The 24719-nt window shown below is 54.3% G+C and carries 29 protein-coding genes; 16 read left to right on the forward strand and 13 right to left on the reverse strand.

Going from position 1 to position 24719, the window contains the following annotated elements; translation table 11 throughout:
• Window positions 1-48: 48 nt before the first annotated feature.
• The 5 genes from SAMA_RS19420 to SAMA_RS14530 all read left to right on the forward strand — a co-directional run bounded on the left by SAMA_RS19420 (window position 49) and on the right by SAMA_RS14530 (window position 5104).
• Complete coding sequence (locus SAMA_RS19420; protein ID WP_011760883.1) at window positions 49-987, forward strand: bifunctional helix-turn-helix transcriptional regulator/GNAT family N-acetyltransferase; 939 nt, start codon at window positions 49-51, stop codon at window positions 985-987.
• A gap of 105 nt (window positions 988-1092) precedes the next feature.
• A complete protein-coding gene (locus SAMA_RS14515; RefSeq protein WP_011760884.1) occupies window positions 1093-2130 on the forward strand; it encodes an NADP(H)-dependent aldo-keto reductase in 1038 nt (345 codons plus the stop codon).
• 132 nt (window positions 2131-2262) lie between these two features.
• Window positions 2263-3492, forward strand: coding sequence for an aminotransferase class V-fold PLP-dependent enzyme (locus SAMA_RS14520; protein WP_011760885.1), 1230 nt, complete (start codon window positions 2263-2265; stop codon window positions 3490-3492).
• A gap of 17 nt (window positions 3493-3509) precedes the next feature.
• The gene (locus tag SAMA_RS14525; RefSeq protein WP_011760886.1) at window positions 3510-3968 is read left to right on the forward strand and encodes a SufE family protein; all 459 of its coding nucleotides are present in this window, start codon (window positions 3510-3512) and stop codon (window positions 3966-3968) included.
• Window positions 3965-5104, forward strand: a complete 1140-nt coding sequence (locus SAMA_RS14530) for a membrane dipeptidase (protein WP_011760887.1) — start codon at window positions 3965-3967, stop codon at window positions 5102-5104. Before SAMA_RS14525 ends, SAMA_RS14530 begins: the two co-directional genes overlap by 4 nt.
• A 110-nt stretch (window positions 5105-5214) precedes the next feature.
• On the opposite strand, the gene SAMA_RS14535 is transcribed toward SAMA_RS14530, so the two are convergent.
• The 5 genes from SAMA_RS14535 to SAMA_RS14550 form a co-directional block, all read right to left on the reverse strand.
• Window positions 5215-6084, reverse strand: a complete 870-nt coding sequence (locus SAMA_RS14535; RefSeq protein WP_011760888.1) for a hypothetical protein — start codon at window positions 6082-6084, stop codon at window positions 5215-5217.
• Window positions 6081-6842 carry a HipA family kinase gene (locus SAMA_RS19205; protein ID WP_011760889.1) on the reverse strand — a complete coding sequence of 254 codons (762 nt, stop codon included), beginning with the start codon at window positions 6840-6842 and terminating at the stop codon, window positions 6081-6083. The genes SAMA_RS14535 and SAMA_RS19205 overlap by 4 nt, the downstream gene beginning before the upstream one ends.
• Window positions 6843-6970: 128 nt before the next feature.
• On the reverse strand, window positions 6971-7144 hold the full coding sequence (locus SAMA_RS19615) for a hypothetical protein (RefSeq protein WP_157608341.1): 174 nt from the start codon (window positions 7142-7144) through the stop codon (window positions 6971-6973).
• Window positions 7141-8070: a CPBP family intramembrane glutamic endopeptidase gene (locus SAMA_RS14545; protein WP_011760890.1), complete on the reverse strand. Its 930-nt coding sequence runs from the start codon at window positions 8068-8070 to the stop codon at window positions 7141-7143. Before SAMA_RS14545 ends, SAMA_RS19615 begins: the two co-directional genes overlap by 4 nt.
• A gap of 324 nt (window positions 8071-8394) precedes the next feature.
• On the reverse strand, window positions 8395-9282 hold the full coding sequence (locus SAMA_RS14550) for a DUF368 domain-containing protein (protein WP_049758026.1): 888 nt from the start codon (window positions 9280-9282) through the stop codon (window positions 8395-8397).
• A gap of 320 nt (window positions 9283-9602) precedes the next feature.
• Between SAMA_RS14550 and SAMA_RS14555 the strand changes: the two genes are divergently transcribed.
• A complete protein-coding gene (locus SAMA_RS14555; protein WP_011760892.1) occupies window positions 9603-10079 on the forward strand; it encodes a hotdog fold domain-containing protein in 477 nt (158 codons plus the stop codon).
• Between the two features lie 50 nt (window positions 10080-10129).
• Here SAMA_RS14555 and SAMA_RS14560 read toward each other — a convergent pair whose 3' ends face one another.
• Together SAMA_RS14560 and SAMA_RS14565 are read right to left on the reverse strand one after the other, a co-directional pair.
• Complete coding sequence (locus tag SAMA_RS14560) at window positions 10130-10885, reverse strand: pseudouridine synthase (RefSeq protein WP_011760893.1); 756 nt, start codon at window positions 10883-10885, stop codon at window positions 10130-10132.
• 11 nt (window positions 10886-10896) lie between these two features.
• Window positions 10897-11523, reverse strand: coding sequence for a helix-turn-helix transcriptional regulator (locus tag SAMA_RS14565; protein ID WP_011760894.1), 627 nt, complete (start codon window positions 11521-11523; stop codon window positions 10897-10899).
• 163 nt (window positions 11524-11686) lie between these two features.
• On the opposite strand from SAMA_RS14565, the gene SAMA_RS14570 reads away from it, so the two are divergent.
• Genes SAMA_RS14570 through SAMA_RS14580 form a run of 3 tightly spaced genes read left to right on the forward strand, consistent with a single transcriptional unit; the run spans window position 11687 to window position 13151 of the window.
• Entirely contained in the window at window positions 11687-12271 is a 585-nt protein-coding gene (locus SAMA_RS14570) for an NADPH-dependent FMN reductase (protein WP_011760895.1), read from the forward strand.
• Window positions 12272-12298: 27 nt separating this feature from the next.
• Window positions 12299-12682 (forward strand): VOC family protein, encoded by a 384-nt coding sequence (locus SAMA_RS14575; protein ID WP_011760896.1) that lies wholly within the window; start codon window positions 12299-12301, stop codon window positions 12680-12682.
• A gap of 40 nt (window positions 12683-12722) precedes the next feature.
• A complete protein-coding gene (locus tag SAMA_RS14580) occupies window positions 12723-13151 on the forward strand; it encodes a VOC family protein (protein ID WP_011760897.1) in 429 nt (142 codons plus the stop codon).
• Here the strand turns inward: SAMA_RS14580 and SAMA_RS14585 are convergent.
• Entirely contained in the window at window positions 13105-13527 is a 423-nt protein-coding gene (locus SAMA_RS14585; protein WP_011760898.1) for a DUF1971 domain-containing protein, read from the reverse strand. The two genes, SAMA_RS14580 and SAMA_RS14585, sit on opposite strands and share 47 nt — an antisense overlap.
• A gap of 79 nt (window positions 13528-13606) precedes the next feature.
• Between SAMA_RS14585 and SAMA_RS14590 the strand changes: the two genes are divergently transcribed.
• Window positions 13607-14107 carry a hypothetical protein gene (locus SAMA_RS14590; protein ID WP_011760899.1) on the forward strand — a complete coding sequence of 167 codons (501 nt, stop codon included), beginning with the start codon at window positions 13607-13609 and terminating at the stop codon, window positions 14105-14107.
• Between the two features lie 44 nt (window positions 14108-14151).
• Here the strand turns inward: SAMA_RS14590 and SAMA_RS14595 are convergent, their stop codons facing one another.
• Window positions 14152-14688, reverse strand: a complete 537-nt coding sequence (locus SAMA_RS14595; protein WP_011760900.1) for a GNAT family N-acetyltransferase — start codon at window positions 14686-14688, stop codon at window positions 14152-14154.
• Between the two features lie 228 nt (window positions 14689-14916).
• On the opposite strand from SAMA_RS14595, the gene SAMA_RS14600 reads away from it, so the two are divergent.
• Window positions 14917-15183: a hypothetical protein gene (locus SAMA_RS14600; protein WP_011760901.1), complete on the forward strand. Its 267-nt coding sequence runs from the start codon at window positions 14917-14919 to the stop codon at window positions 15181-15183.
• 63 nt (window positions 15184-15246) lie between these two features.
• Here the strand turns inward: SAMA_RS14600 and SAMA_RS14605 are convergent, their stop codons facing one another.
• Genes SAMA_RS14605 through SAMA_RS14615 form a run of 3 tightly spaced genes read right to left on the reverse strand, consistent with a single transcriptional unit; the run spans window position 15247 to window position 19828 of the window.
• A complete protein-coding gene (locus tag SAMA_RS14605; RefSeq protein WP_011760902.1) occupies window positions 15247-16311 on the reverse strand; it encodes an ACP S-malonyltransferase in 1065 nt (354 codons plus the stop codon).
• Complete coding sequence (locus SAMA_RS14610; RefSeq protein ID WP_011760903.1) at window positions 16308-18593, reverse strand: dehydrogenase E1 component subunit alpha/beta; 2286 nt, start codon at window positions 18591-18593, stop codon at window positions 16308-16310. The genes SAMA_RS14605 and SAMA_RS14610 overlap by 4 nt, the downstream gene beginning before the upstream one ends.
• A 59-nt stretch (window positions 18594-18652) precedes the next feature.
• Window positions 18653-19828 carry an acyl-CoA dehydrogenase gene (locus SAMA_RS14615; RefSeq protein WP_011760904.1) on the reverse strand — a complete coding sequence of 392 codons (1176 nt, stop codon included), beginning with the start codon at window positions 19826-19828 and terminating at the stop codon, window positions 18653-18655.
• Window positions 19829-20010: 182 nt separating this feature from the next.
• On the opposite strand from SAMA_RS14615, the gene SAMA_RS14620 reads away from it, so the two are divergent.
• From SAMA_RS14620 to SAMA_RS14640, 5 genes are all read left to right on the forward strand, one after another.
• The gene (locus SAMA_RS14620; RefSeq protein ID WP_011760905.1) at window positions 20011-20847 is read left to right on the forward strand and encodes a LysR family transcriptional regulator; all 837 of its coding nucleotides are present in this window, start codon (window positions 20011-20013) and stop codon (window positions 20845-20847) included.
• Between the two features lie 141 nt (window positions 20848-20988).
• A complete protein-coding gene (locus SAMA_RS14625; RefSeq protein ID WP_041410515.1) occupies window positions 20989-21849 on the forward strand; it encodes a MipA/OmpV family protein in 861 nt (286 codons plus the stop codon).
• The gene (locus tag SAMA_RS14630) at window positions 21849-22250 is read left to right on the forward strand and encodes a DUF3019 domain-containing protein (RefSeq protein ID WP_011760907.1); all 402 of its coding nucleotides are present in this window, start codon (window positions 21849-21851) and stop codon (window positions 22248-22250) included. Before SAMA_RS14625 ends, SAMA_RS14630 begins: the two co-directional genes overlap by 1 nt.
• Window positions 22250-22960 carry a winged helix-turn-helix domain-containing protein gene (locus SAMA_RS14635; RefSeq protein WP_011760908.1) on the forward strand — a complete coding sequence of 237 codons (711 nt, stop codon included), beginning with the start codon at window positions 22250-22252 and terminating at the stop codon, window positions 22958-22960. Before SAMA_RS14630 ends, SAMA_RS14635 begins: the two co-directional genes overlap by 1 nt.
• A gap of 3 nt (window positions 22961-22963) precedes the next feature.
• Window positions 22964-24226: a sensor histidine kinase gene (locus SAMA_RS14640; RefSeq protein ID WP_011760909.1), complete on the forward strand. Its 1263-nt coding sequence runs from the start codon at window positions 22964-22966 to the stop codon at window positions 24224-24226.
• A gap of 46 nt (window positions 24227-24272) precedes the next feature.
• Here SAMA_RS14640 and SAMA_RS14645 read toward each other — a convergent pair whose 3' ends face one another.
• Window positions 24273-24593, reverse strand: coding sequence for a DUF1289 domain-containing protein (locus SAMA_RS14645; RefSeq protein ID WP_041409888.1), 321 nt, complete (start codon window positions 24591-24593; stop codon window positions 24273-24275).
• Between the last annotated feature and the right edge of the window lie 126 nt (window positions 24594-24719).

The raw sequence follows: 24719 nt of genomic DNA on the forward strand, positions 1-24719 counted from the left end.
TAAAAAACTGTTAGATTGGTTGTAATTCGCAACCAACCAAACCGCATCATGGTCAGAAGCACCCAAGTTCAGGAATCCCAAGCCCGTGAAGTCCGCCAGCTTTCACGGCAATTGATACGTCAGCTCGGCATGTTGGCCGGCGCCGTTGGCAAACTGCCCCTAAGCCCCGTTCAGGCACATGCCCTCATTGAACTGGGGCAGCAGAGTCTGTCCATCAAACAGCTCGCTCAGCTACTGAATATCGACAAATCCAATGCCAGCAGGGCAGTGACCCATCTGGTGGAAAAAAAACTGGTGGAAACCCGGGTGCACCAAAGGGACAGCCGCAGTCTGCAAGCCAGTTTGACCGCCAAAGGCCGCACCATGCTCGAGCGTCTCGACGAGCAGCAGGACAACTACTTCCTGCAGGTATTGGCCCAGCTGACCGACGAAGAAGCGGGGCAAATTGCCCTGGCACTGGGACGTTTTCAGCGGGCCATAGTGCAGGCCAAGGCACAGGACGGCATTGAAATCCGCCCACTTACCCCCGACGACGATGCCGCCATTGCGGCGGTGATCCGCGAAGTGTCAGCGGAATACGGACTGACGCCGGACAAGGGCTACGGCGTCGCCGACAAGACCCTCGACTGCCTGAGCGAGGTGTACAGTGTGCCCGGCGCTGCCTACTGGGTGATTTGTCAGGATGGCCAGGTGCTGGGGGGCGGCGGCATTGCCCCACTCGCCAGTGAACCCGGGGTGTGCGAGCTGCAAAAAATGTACTTTTTGCCGGTGATTCGTGGCAAAGGCCTTGCCAGACGGCTTGCCAACCACAGCCTCGCCTTCGCCCGCCAGGAAGGCTACAGGGAGTGCTACCTGGAGACCACGGCTGTGCTCCACGAAGCCGTAAAGCTCTACGAATCACTGGGCTTTGAACACCTGACCGCCCCCATGGGCAACACCGGCCACGACGCCTGCGAAATCCCCATGCTTAAGCGCCTCTCCCTCTGATGCAATTTTGTGCAAGCGATAAGGCAAGGCCCTGTGCTGCCTTGCTTTATCAGCCAGACTTGATAGCTTCAAACTCATAACGCCTATTATGCTGAGGATGTTTTGATGGAATACCGCCGCCTGCCCCACTCCAATCTGGAGGTCAGTTCCCTGTGCCTTGGCACCATGACCTGGGGCGAACAAAATACCCAGGCCGACGCCTTTGCACAGCTGGACTACGCCATTGGCCGGGGTATCAACTTTATCGACGCCGCCGAAATGTATCCTGTGCCGCCCCGCCCCGAGACCCAGGGGGCGACAGAAGAGATCCTCGGCAACTACCTTAAGGCCCGTGGCAATCGCGATGAACTGGTGATCGCCACCAAGATTTGTGCCCACGGAGGCAAGGGCGACTATATCCGCCCCAAGATGGCACTGGACTGGAACAACATCCACGAAGCCGTGGATCAATCTCTAACCCGTCTGGGCATAGACACCATCGACCTGTATCAGCTGCACTGGCCCGACAGAAACACCAATTTCTTCGGCGAGCTGATGTACAAGCGTGACGATGCCGAGCACCAAACCCCCATTATCGAAACCCTCGAGGCCCTGGCCGAGCTCATTCGGGTGGGGAAAATCCGTTATATCGGTGTCTCCAACGAAACCCCCTGGGGCATCATGAAGTACCTGCATCTGGCCGAAAAACATGGTCTGCCCCGCATCGTTTCGATTCAAAACCCCTACAACCTGCTTAACCGCAGTTTTGAAGTGGGCATGAGCGAAATCAGTCACAGGGAAGAGTTGCCGCTGCTGGCCTACTCGCCACTGGCCTTTGGCACCTTAAGCGGAAAATACCTCAACGGCGAATGGCCGGAGCAGGCACGCCTGACCCTGTTCAAGCGTTTTGCCCGCTACAGCAGCGACCATGCCAAAGCAGCCACCGAGGCCTATGTGAATCTGGCGCGGGAGTTCAATTTAAGTCCGGCGCAAATGGCGCTGGCCTTTGTAAACAGCCGCAGCTTTGTGGGCAGCAATATCATAGGCGCCACCTCGGTGGAGCAGCTGAAAGAGAACATCGACAGCCTCGATGTCAGCCTGCCCGAGGCGCTTTTTGAGCGCATCAATGCCCTCGGGGAAATCTACCGTTTACCCTGCCCTTAAGTTACGGGCTGCCAATACTCATCAAATATTGCGTCAATTCCTGTTTCAATCCCGGCGCGGCCTTGCAATGGCCGCGCAAATCCTTAAAGATCGACTCAATCCCTTTTCGGCTATTGCTTTGACAGCGTTTTAATGAACATTTCCAGCCTTCGTAACCAGTTCCCTGCACTTGACCAACACATTGGCGACTATCCGCTGGTGTATCTGGACACAGCCGCCACCAGTCAAAAGCCCCGGCAGGTTCTGGATGCCATGGCGCACTTTCTGACCACAGACAACGCCAACGTGCACCGCGCCGCCCATACCCTGTCGGGCCGCGCCACCGCAAGTTACGAAGCCGTGCGGGATAAACTCAAAGCCTTTGTCCATGCCGGCCGCCGGGAAGAAATTATCTTCACCCACGGCACCACAGAGGCCATCAATCTGGTGGCCAATGGGCTTAAACACCGCCTTAATTCCGGCGATGTCATCCTGGTAGACAGCGCCGCCCACCATGCCAATCTGGTGCCCTGGCAGCAGCTTGCCGCGCAAACCGGTGCCAGGGTGGAAGCCATTCCCCTGACGGCAGAACTGCGTTTGGATACCGCCGCCTTCGAAGCACAGCTCGAAGCAGGCGCCGCCCTGGTGGCGCTCGGTCATGTATCCAACGTGCTGGGCACAGTGAATGACGTCAACACACTCTGCGCCATGGCCCGCGCCAAAGGTGCCCTCACGCTGGTGGACGGTGCTCAGGCCGTGGCCCACCAGCGGGTGGATGTGACCGATATCGGCTGCGACTTTTATGTGTTCTCCGGCCACAAGATGTATGGGCCCGATGGCGTGGGTGTGCTCTATGGCCGCTATGAGGTGCTCGATACCCTTACGCCGCTTCTCACAGGTGGCGAGATGATAAAGACGGTAAGCTTTACCGGCACCGAATTTGGCGAGCTGCCAAACCGGCTTGAGGCCGGCACGCCGCCTATCGTCTCTGTCATCGGGCTTGGGGCCGCCATCGACTTTATCAATAGCCTCGACAGGCAAGCAGTACTGGCCCACGAGCATGACCTTATGGCCCGGCTGCGTGCCGGGCTTGAGGCGGTGTTGCAAATCCGCATTCACAGCCCGCGCGATGCTGCGGGGGCTGCCCCCAACAGCGGCGCCATCGCCTTCAACCTGGGGGATGAACATCATCAGGATGTAGGTATCTTGTTGGATCAACAGGGAATTGCAGTTCGCTGCGGCCATCATTGCGCCATGCCGCTGATGAGTCTGATGGGCGTAAAAGGCTGCTGCCGTGCTTCCATCGGCCTTTACACCAGCCCGGATGATATCGACCGTTTTCTCGCCGCCGTCAAAGAAGCGGCCGAACTCTTATGCCCATGATCTGCTGCGAGGAAACCATGGAACTACGTCCCACCCCCACCGACTTTTTAAGCCGCCATCACAGCAGCAGTGCCCCGCTCGCGCAGCTGGTTAATCAGGTGCAGCAAGCCCCCAACTGGCAGGAAAAGTACCGTGCCCTGATGTTGGGTGGCAAAGCCCTGGCGCCCCTTTCGCCCGAGTGGCAAACCGAGGATGCCAGAGTGCGCGGCTGTGAGAGCGCCGCCTGGCTGTATCATCATGGCGAGCAGGGAAAACACTATTTTATTGCCGGCTCTGAGGCGCGCATTGTCACCGGCCTGATAGCCCTGCTGCTGGGCGCCTGCTCGGGCAAAACCAGCGACGAGCTTGCCGCATTCGATGCAGCGGCCTATTTCAGCGCCCTCGGGCTGGAGGGGCAGCTCAGCCCATCACGCACCAATGGCGTGTATGCCCTGGCAAACCGCATCAAAGAATTAAGCCGCGAGGATACCCCATGACCAATCTTCACCGGCGCAGCCTGATAAAAGCCCTCGGCGCCAGCGCCCTCTTATCTGCCCTGCCCACCGGCGTGCTTGCCGCCAAGTCACTGCGACCACTCTACATAGATGGCCTGTCGTTTTTACCGGACTCTCTGGACGATCTCGCCGCCTCCGGTCTTTCGGCCTACCTGTGCGATATCTCCGCCATCGAAGAAGTAAAACAGGAAGATGGCACCCTCAACTACAAGCGCACCTACAACGCCTGCATCAAGTCGATTGCCGACGCCGGAAAACGCGTCAGCGATAACCCGGGGCAGCTGCTGCAGGGGCTTTCAGCCAAAGACATCAAAAACGCCCGTGAGTCGGGCCGCACCGCGGTCTTTTTTCAAATTCAGGGGGCAGACTGCGTAGAAGAACGCCTGTCACAGGTGGATGAGTTCTACCAAAAGGGCCTCAGGGTAATGCAGCTCACCCATCACTATGGCAACAGCTTTGCCGGTGGCGCACTGGACAGCGATGAGCACGGCGGCCTCAATCTCCCCCTGAGCCCCAAGGGCTATGCCCTGGTGGATAAGCTCAACGACAGCGGCATTCTCATCGACCTGAGTCACTCCAGCCCTCAAACCGCGCTGGACACCATAGCTGCCTCCCGCATGCCGGTGGTGCAAAGCCACGGTGCGGCCCGTGCCATCGTCAACCATGCCCGCTGTTCACCGGATCAGGTGATCCGCGCCATCGCAGACAGTGGCGGTGTATTCGGGACCTTTATGATGAGCTTTTGGCTGACCACCAGCAGCACTCCCACGGTTGAGCACTATCTGGCACAGCTGAAGCACGTGGCCAGGGTGGGAGGTATCGACGCGGTCGCCATTGCCAACGACTATCCCCTGCGCGGCCAGGAAAACCTGCTCAAACTCAACAATGACAACGCCGAAGGGGTGAAGGAGTATCTGGACTGGTGGCACAGCCTGCGGGCCAAAAAGGTACTCGGCTTCGACCATGAGCCGGTGCACGTGGTTATCCCCGAACTCAATCACATTGAGCGCATGAGCCGCATCCACGATGCCCTCAAGGATGCAGGCTTCAGCGCCGCTGACGCCGATAAAATCATGGGCGGCAACTGGCAGCGGGTATTGCAGCAGGTACTGGTGTAAAGCGCCATGGCGAGGTGGTTGGCGCTACTGAGCAGAGGCGTGCGGTTCTGGGAGATTAACGCCTAAATCAGTTGCGCCGTAGGCTTCACCTGAATTTTCTTGTTAGCTTTCTAAGCTGCGATTTTATTTATATGAATAGCAGCTTCTCTCGCATTTTCAGCTCTAAATAGTTTAATGTCTTCTGATGCGGCAACTTCAGTAACCATATCAATAGTTTCTCTTAATCTTTTTACTGATGTGTCAGTTAACGTTGGATCAGACAAAGATGGTGTGCCAATAATAATTTCATATATTTGGGGTTTAATTAACACCTGTGATTTCTTTAGCGCTTCCAAATCAAACAGCTTAGCTTTCACATTATTTAAGGAAGTTGATAGTCTTGTAGGAACAAGCAAGCCAAAGTTTGAAACATATTTCTCATTCATGAATCCAAACGAAGTTAATAAATTGCTTTCGCTAATTTTTAAACGCTTTTTAAAACAGTTAGATAAGTTAGGGTTTATTGTTTTTATTTCATCAAAAATACTTGTTGCCCATTGTTCACTATAACGTTTTGACTGGAATTCATCTTCCTCTCTCTCAGCATCAAGAGCAAGAGTGCTTAAACTAGCAGTAAAGCGTATAGCTTGTTTCAATATGCCTTCGATGCTGTCATCAGCAGCAGGATGTATGCTTCCTAATATTACTCCACCAAAAGGAGCAGTCCACTCAGATAAGCTTCTATGAAGCTTAAGCTCATTTGATGCTGACTCAATTAGCCAATCAATAATACTTTGCATATTTTGAGATTGTGAACCATATAAGCACTCAAGTAATTCAGATCTGATTGCTTGTATTATTCCATATTGATTGTTATTTCCAATAGCCACAACGGCAACAGATATTCTTTCTCCAGAACCAACAATAGGTTCTAAATAAAGAGTTTGCCATGTGCCAAAAAATGTAGGTTCAGATGGAAATAGCTCTTCTAATGTATTCATAACGCCATCTCCTGTTGTTGAATTCCCAGTCTTCGATTCATTAATATTTTAATGTGCTCAGTTCTTTTCTCAAGAAACCCTATAACCTTTATAATCTGCTCTTGGGATAAGTAAGAACTGGCATAGGTTTTTTCTGAAATCAGAGAAAAAGGAAACTCTTTGTACTGGCGAGTTATTCCTACGTCAATATCTCTAATAATTTTATGTTTCTCAAATTCACTTTTTAATGAATATATAACTCTAATGATTTGGTTATCTTTAGCTGAGTCACTTTCATCTAAAGATAGGTCCAAAGCATTTTCATGGTCTATGAAAGAAAATTTATCACCGCCATCATAAAGTATGTTTCCTACATTTCTGTCCCAGTTGGCGATCCACTCATCAAAAACACCAATATCTAATACTCTTGAGTAGTTTTTGAGCTTTTCTAATGCCTCTTCACTTTTGGAGTACCTTCGAAAACTTGGATAACCTGCATCTTCAGATCCAAATGCTAAAGCATATTCACCTTCAGGAATTTCTTCAAAAACGGTATGCGTAACCTTAACAATAATAGGTTTTGGAATGGATAATCCAAGTGAACGACCTATTACAGCGCATACACATTCGGCATAAAGCTCTTGAACTGTAACTTTTTTTACATATGCAACCACTACTGAATCATGTGTTTTAACATGACCTTTCCATGTAGGGTTTACATTATGATCATTAAAGAATGTAGCTCCAGGAAGCATCAATCCTATTTTTACTTGTTCCATTCATAATCCTTTACTTTTGATGAACCTACATTTGTTTGTAGAAATCTAACAACTGTATCGTGCGCATGCGCGTTTGTATCCGCCTGTTGTACTGAGCGTTTCCACCCTCGAGCAACCAGAGAAAACCGTCACAACACACTGTTTTTCAATTTGATTTCCAACTTAGCAAAAATCATCTGGGATGAAAAGTGAGCATGGGCGTATTTGCGCACAGGCAGCTCTTTATGCCGGTCTTCATGCCGCGCTTCATGCTGCTCTTCATGCTGCTCTTCATGCTGCTCTTCATGCAAAAGCCGCTTCAACCGACACCAGCTGACGATGCAATCGGACTTAAGGGCTTGGCCTGTACCGGTGCTAAAAAGCGTCCGCGTTTGCCAAGCCACAGCAGCATGGCAATCAGCGCCAAAGCCACCAGCACCACTGTGACTATGCTATCTTCCGGCCCGACTGTGCCGCCACTGAGCCAATTGGGACCGATATAGCTGCTCTCAAGGGGGGCAAGCGCGCGCCAGTCGTCCAGCCCGGAAAGCGGAAGCCCGGTGAGCAGCACGGCAAAATTCCAGGCTGCATGGTTGGCAGCCACCACCCAGATATTGCGGCTCTGCACAAACAGCACTGTCCAGAACGCCCCTATCAGGGTGCCTGAAATCACGGTAACCACCAGTTCCGGCGTACCCAGATTGCTGTCAAGATTAGCGATGTGCAGAACCGAGAAAATCAGTGATTGCAGCCACAGCGCCGCCACCGTGCCCCAGGCGCTTTCCAGTGCCTGAAACATCACGCCGCGAAACACCACTTCTTCAATGGTGGCCGCCACAATAATCACCCCGGCAACCCCAAAAAGCGCACTGCTGAAACCCCGATATTCATTGAGCTGATACACCCCGGTTGCAAACAGCAGCCATGATGCCAGCGCAATCATGGCAACCCCCAGCAAGGCACCCAGGGCAATGCTGGCGGGCCTGAGGGCAAGCTCTGTGGGGCGGCGCTTTTCAGCAACATGCACATAGCCCCAGTAACCCAGCAGCAGGCACACTAAAATGCCGCCTCGGCGCAGTGCAGCAAGCTCGCCCTCCCCGAGGGACAACAACTTGCCCAAAAGCGGCAACAGCCCAAAACGAAACAGCGCTATGGCACCACCGATAAAAAGGGCTGCAACAAGCATCTTCAGCAGCACAGCCCGTAACTGTCGTAAATGCACTTTAAGCGTCCGTGTATTCTCATCCATAAGCACATCCTGTAAGCCAATCCCGCTCCGCATCGCCAAGGCTGTAAATAGCGCACGCCATGGGATACAGATTAAAAAATAATTGAGCTAAAACTGTAACTTACAGCCACCGAGCTTGGCGAGCAAAAGTTAAGCAACGGCTGATAAAGACGCGAAGTTTATGCCGTAACAATGTCGATACTGACATCGATTAGGATACTGACTCAAACATAAACGTAAGCGCACATCAGCAGAAAGGCCGCTTCCAATAATTCGGCAAGCCCCCAACAAAAAGCCCGCAATAGCGGGCTTTTCAGTATTCGTAATCAGTGCGCGGAAGCCAAATCAGCGGCTCGGCTTACCTTCGCCCAGTTTCTCGATAATCAGCACCAGAGCGATACCCACTAAGGCGCAGACGATGGCAAAACCCAGCTGGGAAGATTCACCGGTAAGCTGCTCGAATCCCCAGGGCGTAAGGTTTTGCTGCGCCAGAGGCACCTGCTCGCCGTGGGAGTTGGTGCGCCAGCTTAAGGTTTCTTTCCAGGGCCAGATTTTACCCAGGGTGCCCAGCATCAAGCCGGTGAGGAAGAAGATGGTGGCGTCGTGAAATTTGCGTAACAGCATCGACAGCAGGTGGCTGAAACTCAGGATGCCGCAAACGGCACCCGCCGCAAAACAGGCAAGGACGTCCAGCTGTAAGCCCTTGGCAGCAGCGAGCACCGCAGGGTAGAGGCCGAGCAAGAGCAGGATAAAGCTGCCGGAAATGCCCGGCAAAATCATGGCGCAAATGGCAATGGCACCGCCGAGGAACACGTTAAGATAGGTGGCGGGTATTTCTGTGGGGGTGAGAACCGTAATCCCCCAGGCCACCACAGCCCCGAGGATAAAGAGCGCAATACGCCCGGCATCGAAGCCCTTAACCTGCCGCAGCATATGCCACACAGACACCAAAATCAGGCCAAAGAAGAAAGACCAAACCGGAATGGGGTGATGTGCCAGGAGGTACGAAATCAGCTTGGCGAGGCTGAAGATGCTGGTGAGAATACCGCCAAGCAGGCACACCAGAAAGGTGCCGTTGATACGCGCCCAGGCTGCTTTTCCACCCTCTTCACGGATCACTTTGATGAGTGAGGGATTAATGGCACGCACGCTGTCCAGCAGCTTGTCCAGAATACCGGTGATAAAGGCAATGGTGCCGCCGGAAACACCGGGTACCACGTCGGCCGCGCCCATGGCGAGCCCTTTAAAGTAAGTCAGTAAGTTGTTCACCCAATTCCCCAAAAAATACCGGCACTTGGCCGACACTGTCCTTATTGTTGCCGCCGATTATATGTCGGCTTGGCAGCGGCTGAAAATGAACTTTGTGTTAGACGGGCACGAAAGCCGCCGGGCTTCCCCCACAGCACCGACATAAAGCCGGGCCCTCTTGCAGATGGTTAATGGCATGTTACACTGCGACAAAACAAACAGGCCAGACCAGTTGCAAATTTATAGCACAGCAACCACGGCGCCCGAATAACAAGATGCAGCACCCACAGACAGGAAGCAAAACCATGGCAGGCAAACCCAACAAGGTAATGGCCCTTTACCAGAAGCTCATTCCCTATCCCTTTGGCAGAGTGATTTTTTCCAAAATGGTGGCCCGTATGGCGCCCTACTTTGGCACCATCAAGCCTCTGATTACCGAGCTTAGGCCCAACTACTGCGAATGCTTTATCAAAAAGCGCAGCGCCGTGCATAACCACATCAAGACAGTGCACGTGATTGCCATCTGTAACGGCCTGGAGATGGCCATGGGCGTGATGGCCGAAGCCTCAATTCCGCCACATCTGCGCTGGATCCCCAAAGGCATGAGCCTGGATTACACCTCCAAGGCCGGCAGCGATATCCGCTGTGTGGCAGAGGTTAAACCAGAAGACTGGCAGGAAGGCGATTTATTGGTGCCGGTAACCGCCTACGACAAAGACGGCGTGGTGGTGGTCAAAGGCCACATCAAGCTGTGGATCTCCCTTAAACCGGCCAGGACCTGAGCCAATCCCCCTTATCCGGGCGTAAAAAAAGACTGAAATTTCAGTCTTTTTTATGGGTTCTCGGCGATCGGCCTGAAGTCGTTTGGCGGCTTGGCGCCCTTCAGGCAAGCCAGCTTTTCATCGTCGGTGAGTGGTCGCCACTGCCCGGGGGCGAGCCCGGGATCCAGCATCAGGGCGCCGATTCGGTGCCGGTGCAGTGCAACAACCGGGTTTTGAAAGCGGCCAAACATACGCTTGATTTGGTGGTACTTGCCTTCGCACAGCTCCACCCTCGCCTCACGCTCACCGAGGATGGCAAGCCTGGCAGGCAGGGTGGTGATGCCTTCAGTCTCAAAGTAAAAGCCGCGCTCAAAAGCGGCGATATAGTCCTCGGTCAGCGGATGTTCCAGGGTCACCCAATATTCCTTGGGCACATGGGCACCGGGCTGCATCATGGATTCAGACCAGCGGCTGTCGTTGGATAAAAGCACCAGTCCCGAGGTATTCAAATCCAGCCTGCCGACTATGTGCAGTCCGGCTCTGAGCGCCTCGGGGATCAGGTCGAGCACGGTTTTGTGCTCTTTGTCTTTGGTAGCCGATACCACGCCCACGGGTTTATTGAGCATCAGGTAGCGCGGTGTGTCGGCGCGAAGGGCGGTATCGCCGAGGTAAATCTGACTGAACGGGCCGATTTGCAGCGCCATCTCCAGCGCTACCTTGCCATCCACAGTCACCCGCTCGGCTTTAAGCAGTTCGCGCACCGCTTTTTTGGGGATATTGAGGGTTTTGGCCAAAAAACTATCGAGTCTGCCCCGGGGGGAAATCATAGTTCTGCGCCTTAATCGGCCATGGCCGCAGTGATGCGATAGGCGCAGCGGCGCGCCCCTTCAATAATGTGTTCGCTGCGCTCCACAGTAATGCCTTCCCCCAGCAAGCGGCGAAACAACATAAGCTCCGAGCGGCAAAAGCTCTGGCAGCTGGTTGCTGCCGCGCAAATGGGGCAGTGATTCTCGTACAGCCACCAGACATCGCCTTCGTTTGCCACGGTCGCCATATAGCCTTCTTCGCTGCGAATGGCCGCAAGCTGTGCTATGCGCCCGGCAAGGGTGGTCTCGCCCGCCATACGCTCAAGATACGCCTGCTCTGAGGCCGCTTCCCGGTGACTTATCAGGGCATCCATACCCACATCGCCAAAAATCACCTTAACCGAATCAATCAGCCTTAATGTCAGTTCGCTGTGGCGATCGCCAAAGTGTTTTTGCGCAGCGTCGGTCAGGGTCCAGTAACGTGCCGGGCGGCCGCGGCCCTCGCTGATATCTTCATAGGCGAGATTGCCTTCGGCTTCCATGGCCTGCAGATGCTGCCTGACTCCCATGGAGGTCAGCCCCAGCGATTCGGCCAGACCAGCGGCGGTCATAGGCCCCTGCTGTTTCAGCAAATCGAGGATTTTTTGGCAGGTTTTCATGGTTTCATCCAATACACAGTTACGGCTGTTCTGGGCTCTATTATGGATAACAAAAGTATTAAGTAAACTTTTTTGTTTATTTTTAGCTTTACATAATTAAGTAAAGTATTTACCTTACAAATTAATTTAGAAACAAAAAACTTTACTAATAAGGAAAGCCACCATGAAACTCAGCATCATCAACGGCAGTCAGCGCCGGGGTTCACAAAGCGGCAGGGTAGCCGAATTCATCAAGGCGCAAAGCCACAGCTTCAGCGACGTAGAAGTGATAGATCTGGCTGATTACGCCCTGCCTTTCTGGGATGGCGACAGCCACGAGAGCAAGGGCGAAGACTGGGCCATCATCGAGGCCAAGCTCAGCGCCAGCGATGCTTATGTGCTCATCACCCCCGAGTGGAGCGGCATGGCAACGCCAGTGCTGAAGCAACTGTTGATGAATGCCAGCGTACCCGTGTCCGGCCATAAACCCGCGCTTCTCGTGTCGGTTTCATCCAGCGTCAATGGGGTGTTCCCACTGAGTGAACTCATGGTAAGTGGCAATAAAAACAACAAGATGGTGTTTATTCCCGCCAACCTGATAGTACGGAATGTGGAAGAGGTACTCCACCCGGTGGCAGAAGGCGAGCAAAGCAGCCGGGATAAGGCCATACGCGAGCGGATTGCCGAGTCTGTGGCCCTGCTTGGCCACTACACTGAGCTGCTGTTGCCAATGCGTCAGTACCGGGATCCGTTTCGATACGGCATGTAACCACACCGCACTGACACAGGAGGCAAGATGAGACTGAATCAAATCACCCTGAGCGTGACCGATATGGCGGCCGCCGTGGAATTTTATCTGACACTGGGCGCGATACAGATAGTGGATACGCCGCACTATGCCCGCTTCGCCCTGCCTGAGGGTGACGAGAGTTTTTCCCTGCACCTGCGCAAGGAGCCGCCCTCACCGGGCCACTGTCTCTACTTTGAGAGTGAGCGACTGGACGAGTGGGTGGCAGAACTGAAATCCCGAGGCCTCTCTTTTAAAGGAGAGCCGGAAGATAAACCCTGGCTGTGGCGTGAGGCTGAACTGACCGACCCCAGCGGCAATACCATCAAGTTGTTTTATGCCGCCGAAAATCGCCTGAATCCCCCCTGGCGGGTGGAAAAACGTAAATACTGAAATCAAATATTCGCACGCAATAACGACAAGGAACGCAATCATGGTACATCTGGAACACATTAATCTGGTCGTGCATGACCTGGAAAAGAGCCTGAACTTTTACAAAGCCGCCTTTCCCCATTGGCAGATTCGGGGCGGTGGGGATGGAAGCTGGTATGGCAAACCGCGCCAATGGCTGCACTTTGGCGATGATTATCAATACATTGCATTAAATAATGACGGAGAGGGGGAGAGCCGGGATCTCACCGGTCATCAGCCGGGACTGGCCCACTTTGCCTTTGTGGTATCGTCGCTCGATGCCCTGATTGCCCGCCTCGACGCCGCCGGTTTTGCCATTGCCAAAGACGGTGCCCCAGATTCGGGCCGACGCAATGTGTACTTTATCGACCCCGATGGCATGGAAGTGGAGTTTGTGGAATACCTCAGCGATCTGCCTGAAGTTCGCAATCAGTATCCTCAGTCTGTTTAGCCACAGGCGTCAGGTCCGGAGCAAGGGGTTCGAGAAAGAGCCCCACTGTGCTGCTGACATCGACATTGCTTTCCTGCAGGCTTTGATGGGCAAACACATTGAGTCTGAAACGGGTCTCATCGCTGAGCAGCTTCACGCTGTAACACTTGCCGGGGTGGGTCATGGCCCTGTCGTTGGCGCGCAGGTGCACCTCAATACCGGGCTTGCCATCTGTGTCGCCAAAACCTTGCCATAAGAGCTCACCTTCAATGACCTCAATCTGGCTGTAAAAGCCATTTCGGGTACGATGCTGCGACAACAGCATTTCAGGTATATCATTACCGCCGAATATCCGGGTGGAACCCACTGGAACATAATTTTTCGGTATCAATGCCATGGGCGCTGTCTCCGGTTTCACCTGAATTTAAGCCTGCTTTGGGAACATATCCCAAGCCACCAAACTCTTGAGCATCGCAATGCCGACAAGTTTATACCACCAGCACAGTTTTATCCTGAATCGCGCCCATTTTGAAGAGTGTTTCGATGAATCAGTCACTCCATTGACGGGCCCCAAACGCCATATCAAAACCCTTGGGTTTGGTCTGATGACCTTTGCCCTGCTGGCGAGCCCGCTGCCATCCTACCTTGGGTGGTTTTTCCTCGGGTTAACGGTACTGGAATTTTTGAGTGTGCGATATCAGCGCACCTGGTGGCTTTGGCGACAACTCATGAGCCGCGCCGCCGGTAATGAAGTCACCCTGACTGTTACCGACACCCTGCTGATAACTGAATCACTGGGGCAAAAGCGTGAGCTGGCATGGGACAGCCTGGATGCAATTACCCCTACCGCTCGGGGCTTTTTATTGCAGCGGGGCCGCGCCCGCCAGTATTTGTCTGCCTCTGGACTATCGTCCGACGCTCAGGCTTTCCTGACCAAGTTTCACCGCAGCGATGACGCGGCGCTGGCGCAGCACTAACCCGCGCCTCGAGGTCTTTTTAAACGCCAGTTTGATCACCGACATCAGCCGAAGTCGCGGCAACTGGCCATCAAAAAGGCGTCCACGTATTCGCCGCCCCGAAACGCGTAGCCAATGGCCTCACCTTCAATTACAAAGCCGTGGCGCTTGTAGAGTTTGATGGCGGCGTGGTTGTCTGTGTAGACCTCAAGCTCGATGCGCCTGACTGCCAGCCAGTTGTGGGCCAGCTCCATCATGGCAGCCAGCAGCGCCGAGCCCACACCTATGCCCTGATAATCTTCACTCACGGCCATACCCAGATTGGCGACATGTTTTCGCCTTGGATTAGCGAAAACCTCCATGCCGGCCTGCCCGACTATCTCACCATCGATTTCAGCCACCAGGCTGTAGCAATTGTCCGGTAAATCTCCCAAACGACGCTGCCATTTCTCCAGTGATGGAAAGGGATGCTGCAGCGTATTGGCAAAACAACTGGGCTGACTGTAAATGGCGCGAATGGCGCCAATGTCGTTGGCGTCGCTGTGGCGCACCTGAATTCGGCCATCTGTCGTTCGGTAGATGCTGGGCGATTGCGCACTCATTACTTCTAATCCCATGTAAGTTAAAGAGATTACTATGCCATCTCAGGTGAACACATCACAAGGGAAAGCGTTGCAGCATCAAGGAAAAAAAATCTTTCCGACACCACTAAAATCTCGCGATTCCCAAAGGCTAAACTTACTGTCACAATAGCGCCGCCTCCGGGGCATTGTAAGGATGCCGAGCGGCACCTTGGTCCCGGTTGTTCTAACCCCTTGAAGGAACCCAAAATGCGCACCCCCTCAGCTATCCTCACCAAAGTCGCCCTGGCAATGGCGCTTGTGGTTAGCTTTGCCGTACCCGCCGAAGAAGAACCTACTCTCGACCTTCCTCCGGCCCCCAGTGAAGATGTCAAACAAATCAAAGAAGTCTGTCTGGAGCTCATCACAGAGCAGGAAATCCCACTCGAAGAGCAGGAAGGCTATTTGCTGACTTGCGTAAACGACCAGTTGTTCGAGATGGGCTATTTGGCGGTGGTGCAACAAGATCTCGACTGAACCAGTCTGAAGTCGAAAATACAAAACGGCCCTTGGGCCGTTTTGTGTTTCTCAAGGTCGTGATTATTGACTGCCGGGCTTCAGTGCCAATGGCCGCTGGGCGTCCATCCCCATAGCGATAAGTCGGGTATCGACTTTTTGCCCCTCACTGAAATCCTTTTTTTGCTGCCAGCCAAACCAATGGCATCCAATGAGACTCTGGGCCACAGCGCCGCCAAGGGTGGTGCCCGGCCCCAGTATCATCACTCTGTCGGGTGCAAATTCTTTCACCGCTACCTGCACCGCGCGGGTGAAATCATAGGGCTCGGTAACCTGATGCCCCAGGGTGTATTCCCACAGCTTTTCAGTGTCTGTGCTGTATTGGGTCCAGATGGCGCCGCGGCCGTCCACCAAAGGGACATTGGGCGCTTTAAAGAAGCTCTTTGGCAACAGACTTTTGCCCTTGGCCGATACCTCGGTTAACAGCGGCGAGTGAAAGGCGCCGTGGTTATAGAGCCGCATGGGATAACGCTCATCGATTTTTGGCAATCGCTCTTCGGCCAGTTTGAGCCCCGCTTCGTTACCCGCCAGCACCCGGAATCCACCGAGGTGAATCGAGGTGTACAGCGCACAGCCTTCAGTGGCCTCAGCTTCGGCCAGCAGCTTATCCAGCATTTGCGTCCTGACGGGACTCGGATGCCAGTTATCATCCATCTCGGGATATATCATCTGCCCACCAATCAGGCCATCCTGCATCATGGAACCCATGGTGTTAATCACCCCGATAGCTCCCTCTTCATCCAGCGCACCGGCGCAGGCAAGGGCAATGTACCAGCCCATGGAGTTCCCGGTCACCGCCACTATCTCAAAGCGGTCGCGGTCTATATCCATAAAGTCGGCCATGGCGCAGGCGTAAATCAGTGCCGAGGCATTTTCACCGGGGGTATGCAGTTTGAAGGAGTACTTGTCCATGGCATCCAGCTCAGCAATGGATTTTTGTCCCTCGTGACGGCGAAAGGCATCGATACCGGCGATAAAGTCGACCTTATCGCCATGAAGACGCTTAAGGTAGCCCAGTTCCTCTTTGTTATAACAACCGCGGCCCGGGGCTATCACCAATACTCTTTCTTTGGTTGCACTTGTGTTCATGCCGATGCCTCCAGTCCAATCACTATGCCTGTGTCAGTGCCCTTGCCTGTGCCAGCATCCGAGCCCTGCACCAGCTTGAGGGCAGCAGCCACTATGCTGTCTTTACCCGGCAGCGGCAAGGTGGCGGCATCGGCCAGCGGAATAAAACAGTCTTCGGCGTTAAGGCGGGCAAGTTTCGGGCAGGCGCTGCCCAGACGTTCATGCAGCGCCGTCACTATGGCTTCAGACACAGAGCCTGAGCGGCGACACTCATCCACCACCAGCACATGGCGGCAGTTGGCGGCGATATCACAAATGGCAGCCTCGTTGAGCGGCGCAAGATACCGCAAGTCCACCAGGGTGCAGTCAATACCAGCCTCCGCCAGCGCCTTTTCGGCCTGACGACTCAAGTAGTAACCATTGCCGTAGCTGATAATGCACAAATCCTTACCTTCACCGAAGCGGCCGGGCTCACCGAAAGGCAATGGGGTTGCTTCACGCTCGGGCACATATTGTGCCGCCCACAGGCTGTCGCCTGGCTCATGCAGGTCGCGGGTCATGTAGAGCGCGATGGGCTCAAGGAAAATCACCAGCCGCTGCTCCTCACGGGCAAGACGCACGCACTCCCTCAGCATCCCCTGGGCATCGGCGCCATTGGATGGACAGGCGAGGATAAGCCCTGGAATATCGCGAAACACGGTAAAGGAGTTGTCGTTATGGAAGTGGCCACCGAAGCCCTTCTGGTACGCCAAACCCGCGATGCGAATAACCATGGGGTTGGTGTACTGACCGTTGGAGAAAAACGGCAAGGTAGCCGCCTCGCCGCGAATTTGGTCTTCGGCGTTATGCACATAGGCCAGAAACTGGATTTCGGGAATGGGCAGCAATCCGTTATGGGCCATACCGGTGGCGAGGCCCAAAATGGAGGTTTCATCCAGCAGGGTATTGATGACCCTGCTGGGGCCAAAGCGCTCCACCAGCCGCGAAGTAACATGATACACGCCGCCCTTTTTGCCCACGTCCTCACCACAGACAACCACATTATCGTGGCTCGCCATGAGCTCAGTAAGGGTCAGGTTAATGAGCTTTCCCATATGCACAGGTTTGCCGAGGGACTGCTTGTCGGCGGCAAAAAGACTCGCAAAAGCTTCTTCATCCAGCGTTTTTACCGCGCGGGGATTGGCGAGTTTGGGCGGCACCACGCTCGCCATGGCATCTTTTGCCGTTGTCAGCTTCGGACGGGTAGCCGCCACTCTGGCAATGGCAGCAATCCGGTCTTTGAGCTCCTGATACATTGCCAGGATCTGCTCGGCACTCAGTACGCCCGCCTCTATCAGCATGGCGGCGCTGCGAAGCAAGGGGTCCAGGGCTTCGTTTTCAAGAATTTTCGCCTTGGGCAGATAGGCAATCTCGGCATCGCTGCCGGCATGGCCCATCAGGCGCACGGTACGCACATGCAAAAACACCGGCTGGCGATGGCTGCGACACCAGTGGGCCGCCTCTTTGGCCACCTTGTAGGTGTCGAGCAAATCCAGCCCATCACAGCAAAAATACTTAAGCCCGGGTCTTTGGCTGAAATTGGCCCCAATCCAGCCCTTGGGGGTGGGGGTAGAAATGCCTATGCCGTTGTCTTCACAGACAAACATCAGCGGCATGGGAATATTCTGAAATGCCGCCCAGCAGGCCGCGTTAATAGCGGTCTGGGCACTGGCATGGTTGGCCGAGGCATCACCGAAGTTACACATGGCGATGGCATCAGGGGGTAAAACCCCGTCAACACCCAAGCGCTCGGTAAGCGGAATACTCAGGGCGACCCCAACCGCCTTGGGCAGATGGGAAGCAATAGTGGAGGTTTGCGGCGGAATATTGAGTGACTTGCTGCCAAGCACCTTATGGCGGCCGCCGGAGATGGGGTCTTCGCTGGAAGCCGCGAAGGAGAGCATCATGTCCCACAGCACGGTCTCACTCGCCTCATGGCGGCTGCGCTCCACCATAAAGGCGCCGCTGCGGTAATGCAGCAGCGCCATATCGGTGGTGTTGAGCACTGCGGCAATGGCCGCATTGCCCTCATGGCCCGAGGAGCCAATGGTATAAAAGCCTTCGTTGCGCGCCCTCATACGGCGCGACTCCAAATCAAGCAAACGACTCTTTAGCTGGGACTCGAAAATCCCCACAAACTCGGCATCACTGAGCCCGAGACGGCGATGGTCCCAGCCCTGGGTATTATCGATAAAGGCACCGACCGAGCCGGTTTCCAGCGCCTCAATAAACTGCCGTTCAACGGCAATAGCCCTGTCTTCCATGCTTATCCCTCACTGGGTGAACGAGTCAAAAGCGGGGGCACCCGGCCCCCGCTTTCCCATCAGCAAAATGCCTGCAGATCAGTCTGGGCACGACCCAGGATCAGGGCATGGATGTCGTGGGTCCCCTCGTAAGTGTTCACCGCTTCGAGGTTCATCACATGGCGTATTACATGGAATTCGTCGCTGATACCATTACCGCCGTGCATATCGCGGGCGATGCGGGCAATGTCCAGGGCTTTGCCGCAGGAATTGCGTTTAATCAGGGAGATGGCTTCCACCGGCAGGGCGTCGACGTCCATCAGGCGCCCGGCCTGCAGGCAGGCAAAGAGACCCGTGGTGATCTCGGTTTGCATATCGGCCAGTTTCTTCTGATACAGCTGATTGGCCGCGAGCGGTCGGTTGAACTGAATACGATCGAGGCCATACTGACGGGCCGCATGCCAACAGAATTCGGCAGCCCCCAGGGCGCCCCAGGCGATGCCATAGCGCGCCTTGTTCAGGCAACCAAAGGGGCCTTTTAGACCTTCCACATTGGGCAGCAGCGCATCTTCACCCACTTCCACATTGTCCATCACGATTTCGCCGGTAATGGAGGCGCGCAGGGAGAATTTACCCTCAATCTTGGGCGCCGACAGGCCCTTCATGCCCTTCTCAAGCACGAAGCCGCGGATGGCACCATCAAGCTTGGCCCACACCACAAACACATCGGCAATGGGTGAGTTGGTGATCCACATCTTCGCGCCGGTAATGCGATAACCGCCGTCGATACGCTCTGCGCGGGTTTTCATGCCGGCAGGGTCTGAGCCCACATCCGGCTCGGTCAGACCAAAGCAGCCCACCCACTCACCGGTGGCAAGCTTAGGCAGATATTTACGACGCTGGGCTTCAGTGCCATAGGTGTAGATGGGGTGCATTACCAGGGATGACTGCACGCTCATGGCGGAACGATAACCACTGTCGACCCGCTCAATTTCACGGGCCACCAGACCATAACTTACATAGTTGGCATTGGCGCAGCCGTATTCTTCCGGCAAGGTAGCGCCAAGCAGTCCCAGTTCACCCAGCTCGTTCATAATTTCACGGTCGAAATGTTCGTCACGGTTCGCCATCAGCACCCGCGCCATCAATTTATCCTGAGCATACTCGTGCACCATATCGCGGATCATCCGCTCTTCTTCGGTCAGCAGAGAGTTGAAATTCAGTGGGTCTTGCCAGTCAAATTGCACACGGGCCATAGGGTAGTCCTTTCATTGAGTCTTATTGTTTGAACGGGTTTGCAGGCGGCTTGTATGGCCAACACGGGAGACCAGAGCGCCACTTGTGATTTGCACTAGCATAGGCATAATCGATCATTAGGAAAAATATTCTTTTTCTCTCACTCCCATAGTATTTTCCTATACCTTACGCGAAGGGAAAGATGAACCTTAAGGCATTGAATTACTTCGTCGCAGTCTTGGAAAGAGGCAGTATCAGCGCCGCCGCCAAGCATTGCTACATAGCACAGCCCTCGATTTCGGCAGCCATTGGCGCCCTGGAGTCTGAACTGGGCGTGCAGCTTTTTGCCCGGCACGGGAAAGGGGTATCGGCCACCGATGCGGGCATGCGTTTGTATCCTCTGGCCAAACGGCTCCTGAACGAATCCAAGGCCATTCAGTCGCTGTTTTCCAAGCCAGAAACCCAGGTGCCATTCAGACTGGGGCTTATCCGCTCGCTGGGGGTTTCACGCATGAGTATGCTGCTCAAAGACTTTACCGCGGCCTGCCCTGACATGGATTTAACCCTGGTTGAGCCGAGCGAAGAGTGCGACGGCCGCATCATTACCACCGCCGATTTAACACCCAACGAAAGCTTTCAGGCCATGTGGCACGATACGTATTTGCTGGCCATTCCTCCGGCATTGAGTCTGGCGCTGAAAAGCAGCATCCGACTGGAAGATTTACAGGGACAACCTTTTATTCACAGAGCCCCCTGCGAGGCACTCACCAGCCTGCAGCAACTTTTGGACATGGAAGGGATAAAGATGCAGGTGCGGGCCCGTATTCAGACCATAGAATATGCGGTGGGATTGGTTGCGGCAGGATTAGGCATTGCCTTGGTGCCCGCCATTCCGGCATTGCTGGACCAGCAGGACATAGTGTTTCGGCCACTGGCAGACATAGATCTTAAACGTACCGTGGGGCTGGCGCTACCTCTGGGGCACCCTCCCACGCCTCAGCAGCGACAACTGGTCGCCCTTTGCCGACAATGTCACTAATGCCGCCTGACCTTTCGCGCTGCGTATTGGGCAAAGTACAAGTATCAAATTGCAACAGTGAAACCTTGGCCACTGCTGCACCGACATTTACATGCTAATCTGTTGCAACCTTTGTTAATGGAACCCCAGATTGCCACCCAAATGAAGTCATCCTTTTTTGGTTTTTTACTCAGTGTCTTGCTCCTGTCACCCTCCATGGTGATGGCGCAGTGTGACGACACCACAGACTGCATCGAAAAAGGCAGTTGGGATCTGGGCATTGCCTTTGGCTATGGCCAAAGAACCAATCCGCTTAAAGATTACGAAGACATCCCCATCTATGTGCTGCCCACCATCGCCTATTATGGCGACAGCTGGTTTTTTGATAATGGCGCCATAGGTTACACCCTGACGGAGCAAGAGCGCTTTACTGTCAATTTGATCACTGGCTTCTCCAGTGACAGGGCCTTTTTCTATCGCTGGGATCCTTCCAATATCTTCCTGGCCGGTACCTCCCGTGGGTTCAGAGAGGCAGAGCTGAGCGGTATCACCAGTTTTGCGACCCTGGATACCATAGGCGAGCTGGAGTCACGTAACTTTACATACCTCGGCGGTATTGAGGCCTATGTCTACAACCGTTTTGGCACCTTACGGCTGGCCCTGCTCCATGATCTCCTGAACGTGCATCAGGGCACTGAAGGCCAAATCAAGTGGAACTACCATTGGGGTCATAAAGAGTTAAGTGTTGATTTTGCGGTATTCTTTGACTGGAAGAGTCAGGAAGTCGTTAACTATTACTATGGCGTACGCCCATCGGAAAGTGCATACTGGCATGAGCATTACCGCACAGAAAACGGCTGGAACCGTGGGCTCGAACTCACAGCCCGTTACAGCCTAACACCTGCATGGGAACTCCTGATGACGGCTCGCTACACCCAACTCGCCGATACCATAGCGCAAAGCCCCCTATTGGACGAAGACGACAGCTACGCCTACCTGATTGGCGCAGCCTATAGGTTCTGATGCCGTTGAAGACCTGTCGTCGACTGTTACTGCTGCCTTTGATAAGCCTGCTGGGACTTCCTGCGGCTAAGGCCGGTGACACGTCCAATTCTTTCGAGGTGACCCCCAGCCTTTGCCTCAGCGACAAGGAAAGTGGCCGCTGTGATATCCGGATAACCCTTACCTGGTATGCCGAAAACCCCGTGTGTTTTGAGGTAGATTTACCCGACTTACCCCGTTGGTGCATACGCGATGATTCCCAGGACTCACTGACGCTGGATATCAGTACCGATAAGGACCTGCACTTTGTGATGCGGGATGAGAAGAGTAACCAACCGCTGGCCGATGCGGTGCTCAAGGTTAAGCCCTTGAGTGAACCACAGACCCGGCGCCGCTTTCGTAACCCGTGGAGTATTTTCTGATGACGACTCAAGTACCACACAGAGTATTGCTGGTTGAAGACGATGTGCGTCTGGCAAACCTTATCGTGGATTACCTGAAAGCCAACGGTATGCATGTGGAGCTGGAGCGCCGCGGCGATACAGTACTGACCCGCCTGCTCAACTACAAACCCGATATCATATTGCTGGATATCATGCTGCCCGGCATGGATGGCCTGACCCTGATTGAAAAGCTGCCCGACTATTTTGCCGGCCCTATCCTGCTGATGAGTGCCCTGGGATCCAATGAAGATCAAATCAAGGGGCTGGAGCTTGGCGCAGACGACTATGTGGTTAAACCGGTCGACCCGGCGCTGCTGGTTGCCCGTATCAACAACCTCTTGCGTCGCCACAGCGCGCCGCCAAAGCAGGAAAGCCATTGTCTTAATTTTGGCAAGCTCAGCATAGATCCCCACACCCAAACCATACGCCTGAACGACCAGCAGGTGGACCTGACCAGTCACGAGTTTGAACTCCTGTGGCTGCTGGCTTCTCAGGCCGGCCAGGTACTGAGTCGCCAGTATATTTATCAGTACCTGCTGAATATCGATTTCGATGGCAAGGACCGTAAAATCGATGTGCGCATCTCGCGCCTGCGTAAAAAGCTCGACGACAACCTGGAAACCCCGTTCCGGATTAAGACCGTCTGGGGTCAGGGATACCTGTTTGCACCCGAGGCCTGGGCAAGCTAAGCCGTGAAACGCCTCTTCGTCAGCCTTTATCTGCTGCTGAGTCTGTCCATTCTGGGCATTGGCTGGACTCTGGATAGCCTCTGGTACCACAATGTGGACGACTCGGCCGCAGAAGACGCCCCCTTCCTGGCGCTGGCCAGTCTGTTGTCTGAAATGCCCGAAGCCGAGCGGGCAAAACACCTCGCCAAATTCGAAGAAGACAAGACGCTGCCACTGTCACTGCTGAGTGCCAGCCAGGTAGCCCTGTCCAATAACGAATCCCTGAGCAGCGGCAGAGTGTTTACCATTGCCCTCGATGACGATAAAGAAATGCGTCTGGTGCGGGTGGGTGAACAGGTGCTGATGGCCGGGCCCATGGAAATTGATCCCAGAGAAAACCTGCGCGGGCTCTTTACGCTGTTTTTCTATGGATTGCTCGCCGGTGTTGCCCTGTTGTGGGTGTGGCCGTTGTCGCGGGATATCCGCATACTGCGGGAAGCCACCGAAGCCTTTGGCCGGGCGAAATGGGATACCCGCATCGCCCTGACCAAGCGTTCTCAGGTGAAAAGCCTGGCCGATACCTTCAATGAGATGGCGCGCCACATCAGCGCCCTGATTGAAAACCAGCAGCACCTGACCAATGCCGTATCCCACGAAATCCGCACCCCGCTGGCCCGGCTCAAGTTTGCCCTGGCGCTGCTGCCCGGTTATTGCGGTAAAGACAATGACGATGAGAAACTCAACCAGTTCCTTGCAGATATGCAGTTGGATATCAAGGAAATGGAACAGCTGCTCTCTGAGCTCCTGACCTATGCCAGCCTGGAAGCTCCCAGGGAGGGGCTGAAATTTGAAACCAGTAACCTCAGTGCCCTCACACGCCAGGTGACGCAACGGCTGCAAAGTTTAAGTCAGGTGCCCATCGAACTGCATTTGCCGGAAAAGGACGTGCAAGTACCGGCAGACCCATCCCTGATTGAGCGCGCCCTGCAGAATCTCATCACCAATGCCATCCGGTTTGCCCATACCCGCATTCGCATCGAACTGGTACGGGCCGACAATGAATGGCGCCTGTCGGTAGAGGACGATGGCGAAGGGATCCCGCTGGTGGATCAGGGCAAGATTTTCGAGCCCTTTTATCGGGTAAGCAGCAGCCAGAACGGCAACAAGGGACACGGGTTGGGATTGGCCATCATCAAGCGCATTATGCAGCGCCATAAAGGCAAGGTAAGCCTTGAGAGCGAACCGGGAAAAACCCGCTTTACACTGCATATGCGGGCGCGCCGTTAGTACTCGTGGATATTGTTAAGCGAGGCAATCAGCAAACGCCGAAGATTCAATCCAAACTGAAGTTGCCAAAGTCCAGTTCGGTATCATTTTTATCGTTTGCCTGCTCATCTTCCAGCGCCAAACGCCCATTGGCAGAGGCGCGCTCGGCATTCAGGGCTTCGAGCCTCGCCTTGTGCAGGGCATAGGCACGGCGACGCTTACGGTCGCGGCACAGGCGGATCACTTCGGTCTTTTGGGCATCGGTCAGATTTTGCCAGTGAAAACGTTCATCACGACTGCGAAAACAGCCCAGACAATAGCCCCGGTTGTCACTCTGACACACGTTAATACAGGGGCTGGGAATTTCGAAAAAGACTAACTGTTCCATGGATTCGTGACACTGAACGCTGTCCGCTAGGTATAACATCAAACCCTGAAAAAGGCGAAATAATCTACAACACACAGGCTTGCCATGACTAGCGCCAAGGCGCACAGTAGGTAAAAAACGGGAGAA

Source organism: Shewanella amazonensis SB2B, from assembly GCF_000015245.1.
In the GTDB taxonomy this organism is placed as follows: Bacteria; Pseudomonadota; Gammaproteobacteria; order Enterobacterales; family Shewanellaceae; genus Shewanella; species Shewanella amazonensis.

Excerpts from the sequence above, each read along its gene's own strand:
- SAMA_RS14630 (WP_011760907.1), top strand. The coding sequence starts at position 21,849 with ATGCCGTTGAAGACCTGTCGTCGACTGTTACTGCTGCCTTTGATAAGC.
- SAMA_RS14535 (WP_011760888.1), bottom strand. The coding sequence starts at position 6,084 with ATGAATACATTAGAAGAGCTATTTCCATCTGAACCTACATTTTTTGGC.
- SAMA_RS19420 (WP_011760883.1), top strand. The coding sequence starts at position 49 with ATGGTCAGAAGCACCCAAGTTCAGGAATCCCAAGCCCGTGAAGTCCGC.
- SAMA_RS14600 (WP_011760901.1), top strand. The coding sequence starts at position 14,917 with ATGCGCACCCCCTCAGCTATCCTCACCAAAGTCGCCCTGGCAATGGCG.
- SAMA_RS14595 (WP_011760900.1), bottom strand. The coding sequence starts at position 14,688 with ATGAGTGCGCAATCGCCCAGCATCTACCGAACGACAGATGGCCGAATT.
- SAMA_RS14635 (WP_011760908.1), top strand. The coding sequence starts at position 22,250 with ATGACGACTCAAGTACCACACAGAGTATTGCTGGTTGAAGACGATGTG.
- SAMA_RS14620 (WP_011760905.1), top strand. The coding sequence starts at position 20,011 with ATGAACCTTAAGGCATTGAATTACTTCGTCGCAGTCTTGGAAAGAGGC.
- SAMA_RS14520 (WP_011760885.1), top strand. The coding sequence starts at position 2,263 with ATGAACATTTCCAGCCTTCGTAACCAGTTCCCTGCACTTGACCAACAC.
- SAMA_RS14555 (WP_011760892.1), top strand. The coding sequence starts at position 9,603 with ATGGCAGGCAAACCCAACAAGGTAATGGCCCTTTACCAGAAGCTCATT.
- SAMA_RS14525 (WP_011760886.1), top strand. The coding sequence starts at position 3,510 with ATGGAACTACGTCCCACCCCCACCGACTTTTTAAGCCGCCATCACAGC.
- SAMA_RS14605 (WP_011760902.1), bottom strand. The coding sequence starts at position 16,311 with ATGAACACAAGTGCAACCAAAGAAAGAGTATTGGTGATAGCCCCGGGC.
- SAMA_RS14610 (WP_011760903.1), bottom strand. The coding sequence starts at position 18,593 with ATGGAAGACAGGGCTATTGCCGTTGAACGGCAGTTTATTGAGGCGCTG.
- SAMA_RS14580 (WP_011760897.1), top strand. The coding sequence starts at position 12,723 with ATGGTACATCTGGAACACATTAATCTGGTCGTGCATGACCTGGAAAAG.
- SAMA_RS14515 (WP_011760884.1), top strand. The coding sequence starts at position 1,093 with ATGGAATACCGCCGCCTGCCCCACTCCAATCTGGAGGTCAGTTCCCTG.
- SAMA_RS14645 (WP_041409888.1), bottom strand. The coding sequence starts at position 24,593 with ATGGAACAGTTAGTCTTTTTCGAAATTCCCAGCCCCTGTATTAACGTG.
- SAMA_RS14575 (WP_011760896.1), top strand. The coding sequence starts at position 12,299 with ATGAGACTGAATCAAATCACCCTGAGCGTGACCGATATGGCGGCCGCC.
- SAMA_RS14570 (WP_011760895.1), top strand. The coding sequence starts at position 11,687 with ATGAAACTCAGCATCATCAACGGCAGTCAGCGCCGGGGTTCACAAAGC.
- SAMA_RS14550 (WP_049758026.1), bottom strand. The coding sequence starts at position 9,282 with ATGGGCGCGGCCGACGTGGTACCCGGTGTTTCCGGCGGCACCATTGCC.
- SAMA_RS14560 (WP_011760893.1), bottom strand. The coding sequence starts at position 10,885 with ATGATTTCCCCCCGGGGCAGACTCGATAGTTTTTTGGCCAAAACCCTC.
- SAMA_RS14625 (WP_041410515.1), top strand. The coding sequence starts at position 20,989 with ATGAAGTCATCCTTTTTTGGTTTTTTACTCAGTGTCTTGCTCCTGTCA.
- SAMA_RS14545 (WP_011760890.1), bottom strand. The coding sequence starts at position 8,070 with ATGGATGAGAATACACGGACGCTTAAAGTGCATTTACGACAGTTACGG.
- SAMA_RS19205 (WP_011760889.1), bottom strand. The coding sequence starts at position 6,842 with ATGGAACAAGTAAAAATAGGATTGATGCTTCCTGGAGCTACATTCTTT.
- SAMA_RS14530 (WP_011760887.1), top strand. The coding sequence starts at position 3,965 with ATGACCAATCTTCACCGGCGCAGCCTGATAAAAGCCCTCGGCGCCAGC.
- SAMA_RS14615 (WP_011760904.1), bottom strand. The coding sequence starts at position 19,828 with ATGGCCCGTGTGCAATTTGACTGGCAAGACCCACTGAATTTCAACTCT.
- SAMA_RS14585 (WP_011760898.1), bottom strand. The coding sequence starts at position 13,527 with ATGGCATTGATACCGAAAAATTATGTTCCAGTGGGTTCCACCCGGATA.
- SAMA_RS14565 (WP_011760894.1), bottom strand. The coding sequence starts at position 11,523 with ATGAAAACCTGCCAAAAAATCCTCGATTTGCTGAAACAGCAGGGGCCT.
- SAMA_RS14590 (WP_011760899.1), top strand. The coding sequence starts at position 13,607 with ATGCCGACAAGTTTATACCACCAGCACAGTTTTATCCTGAATCGCGCC.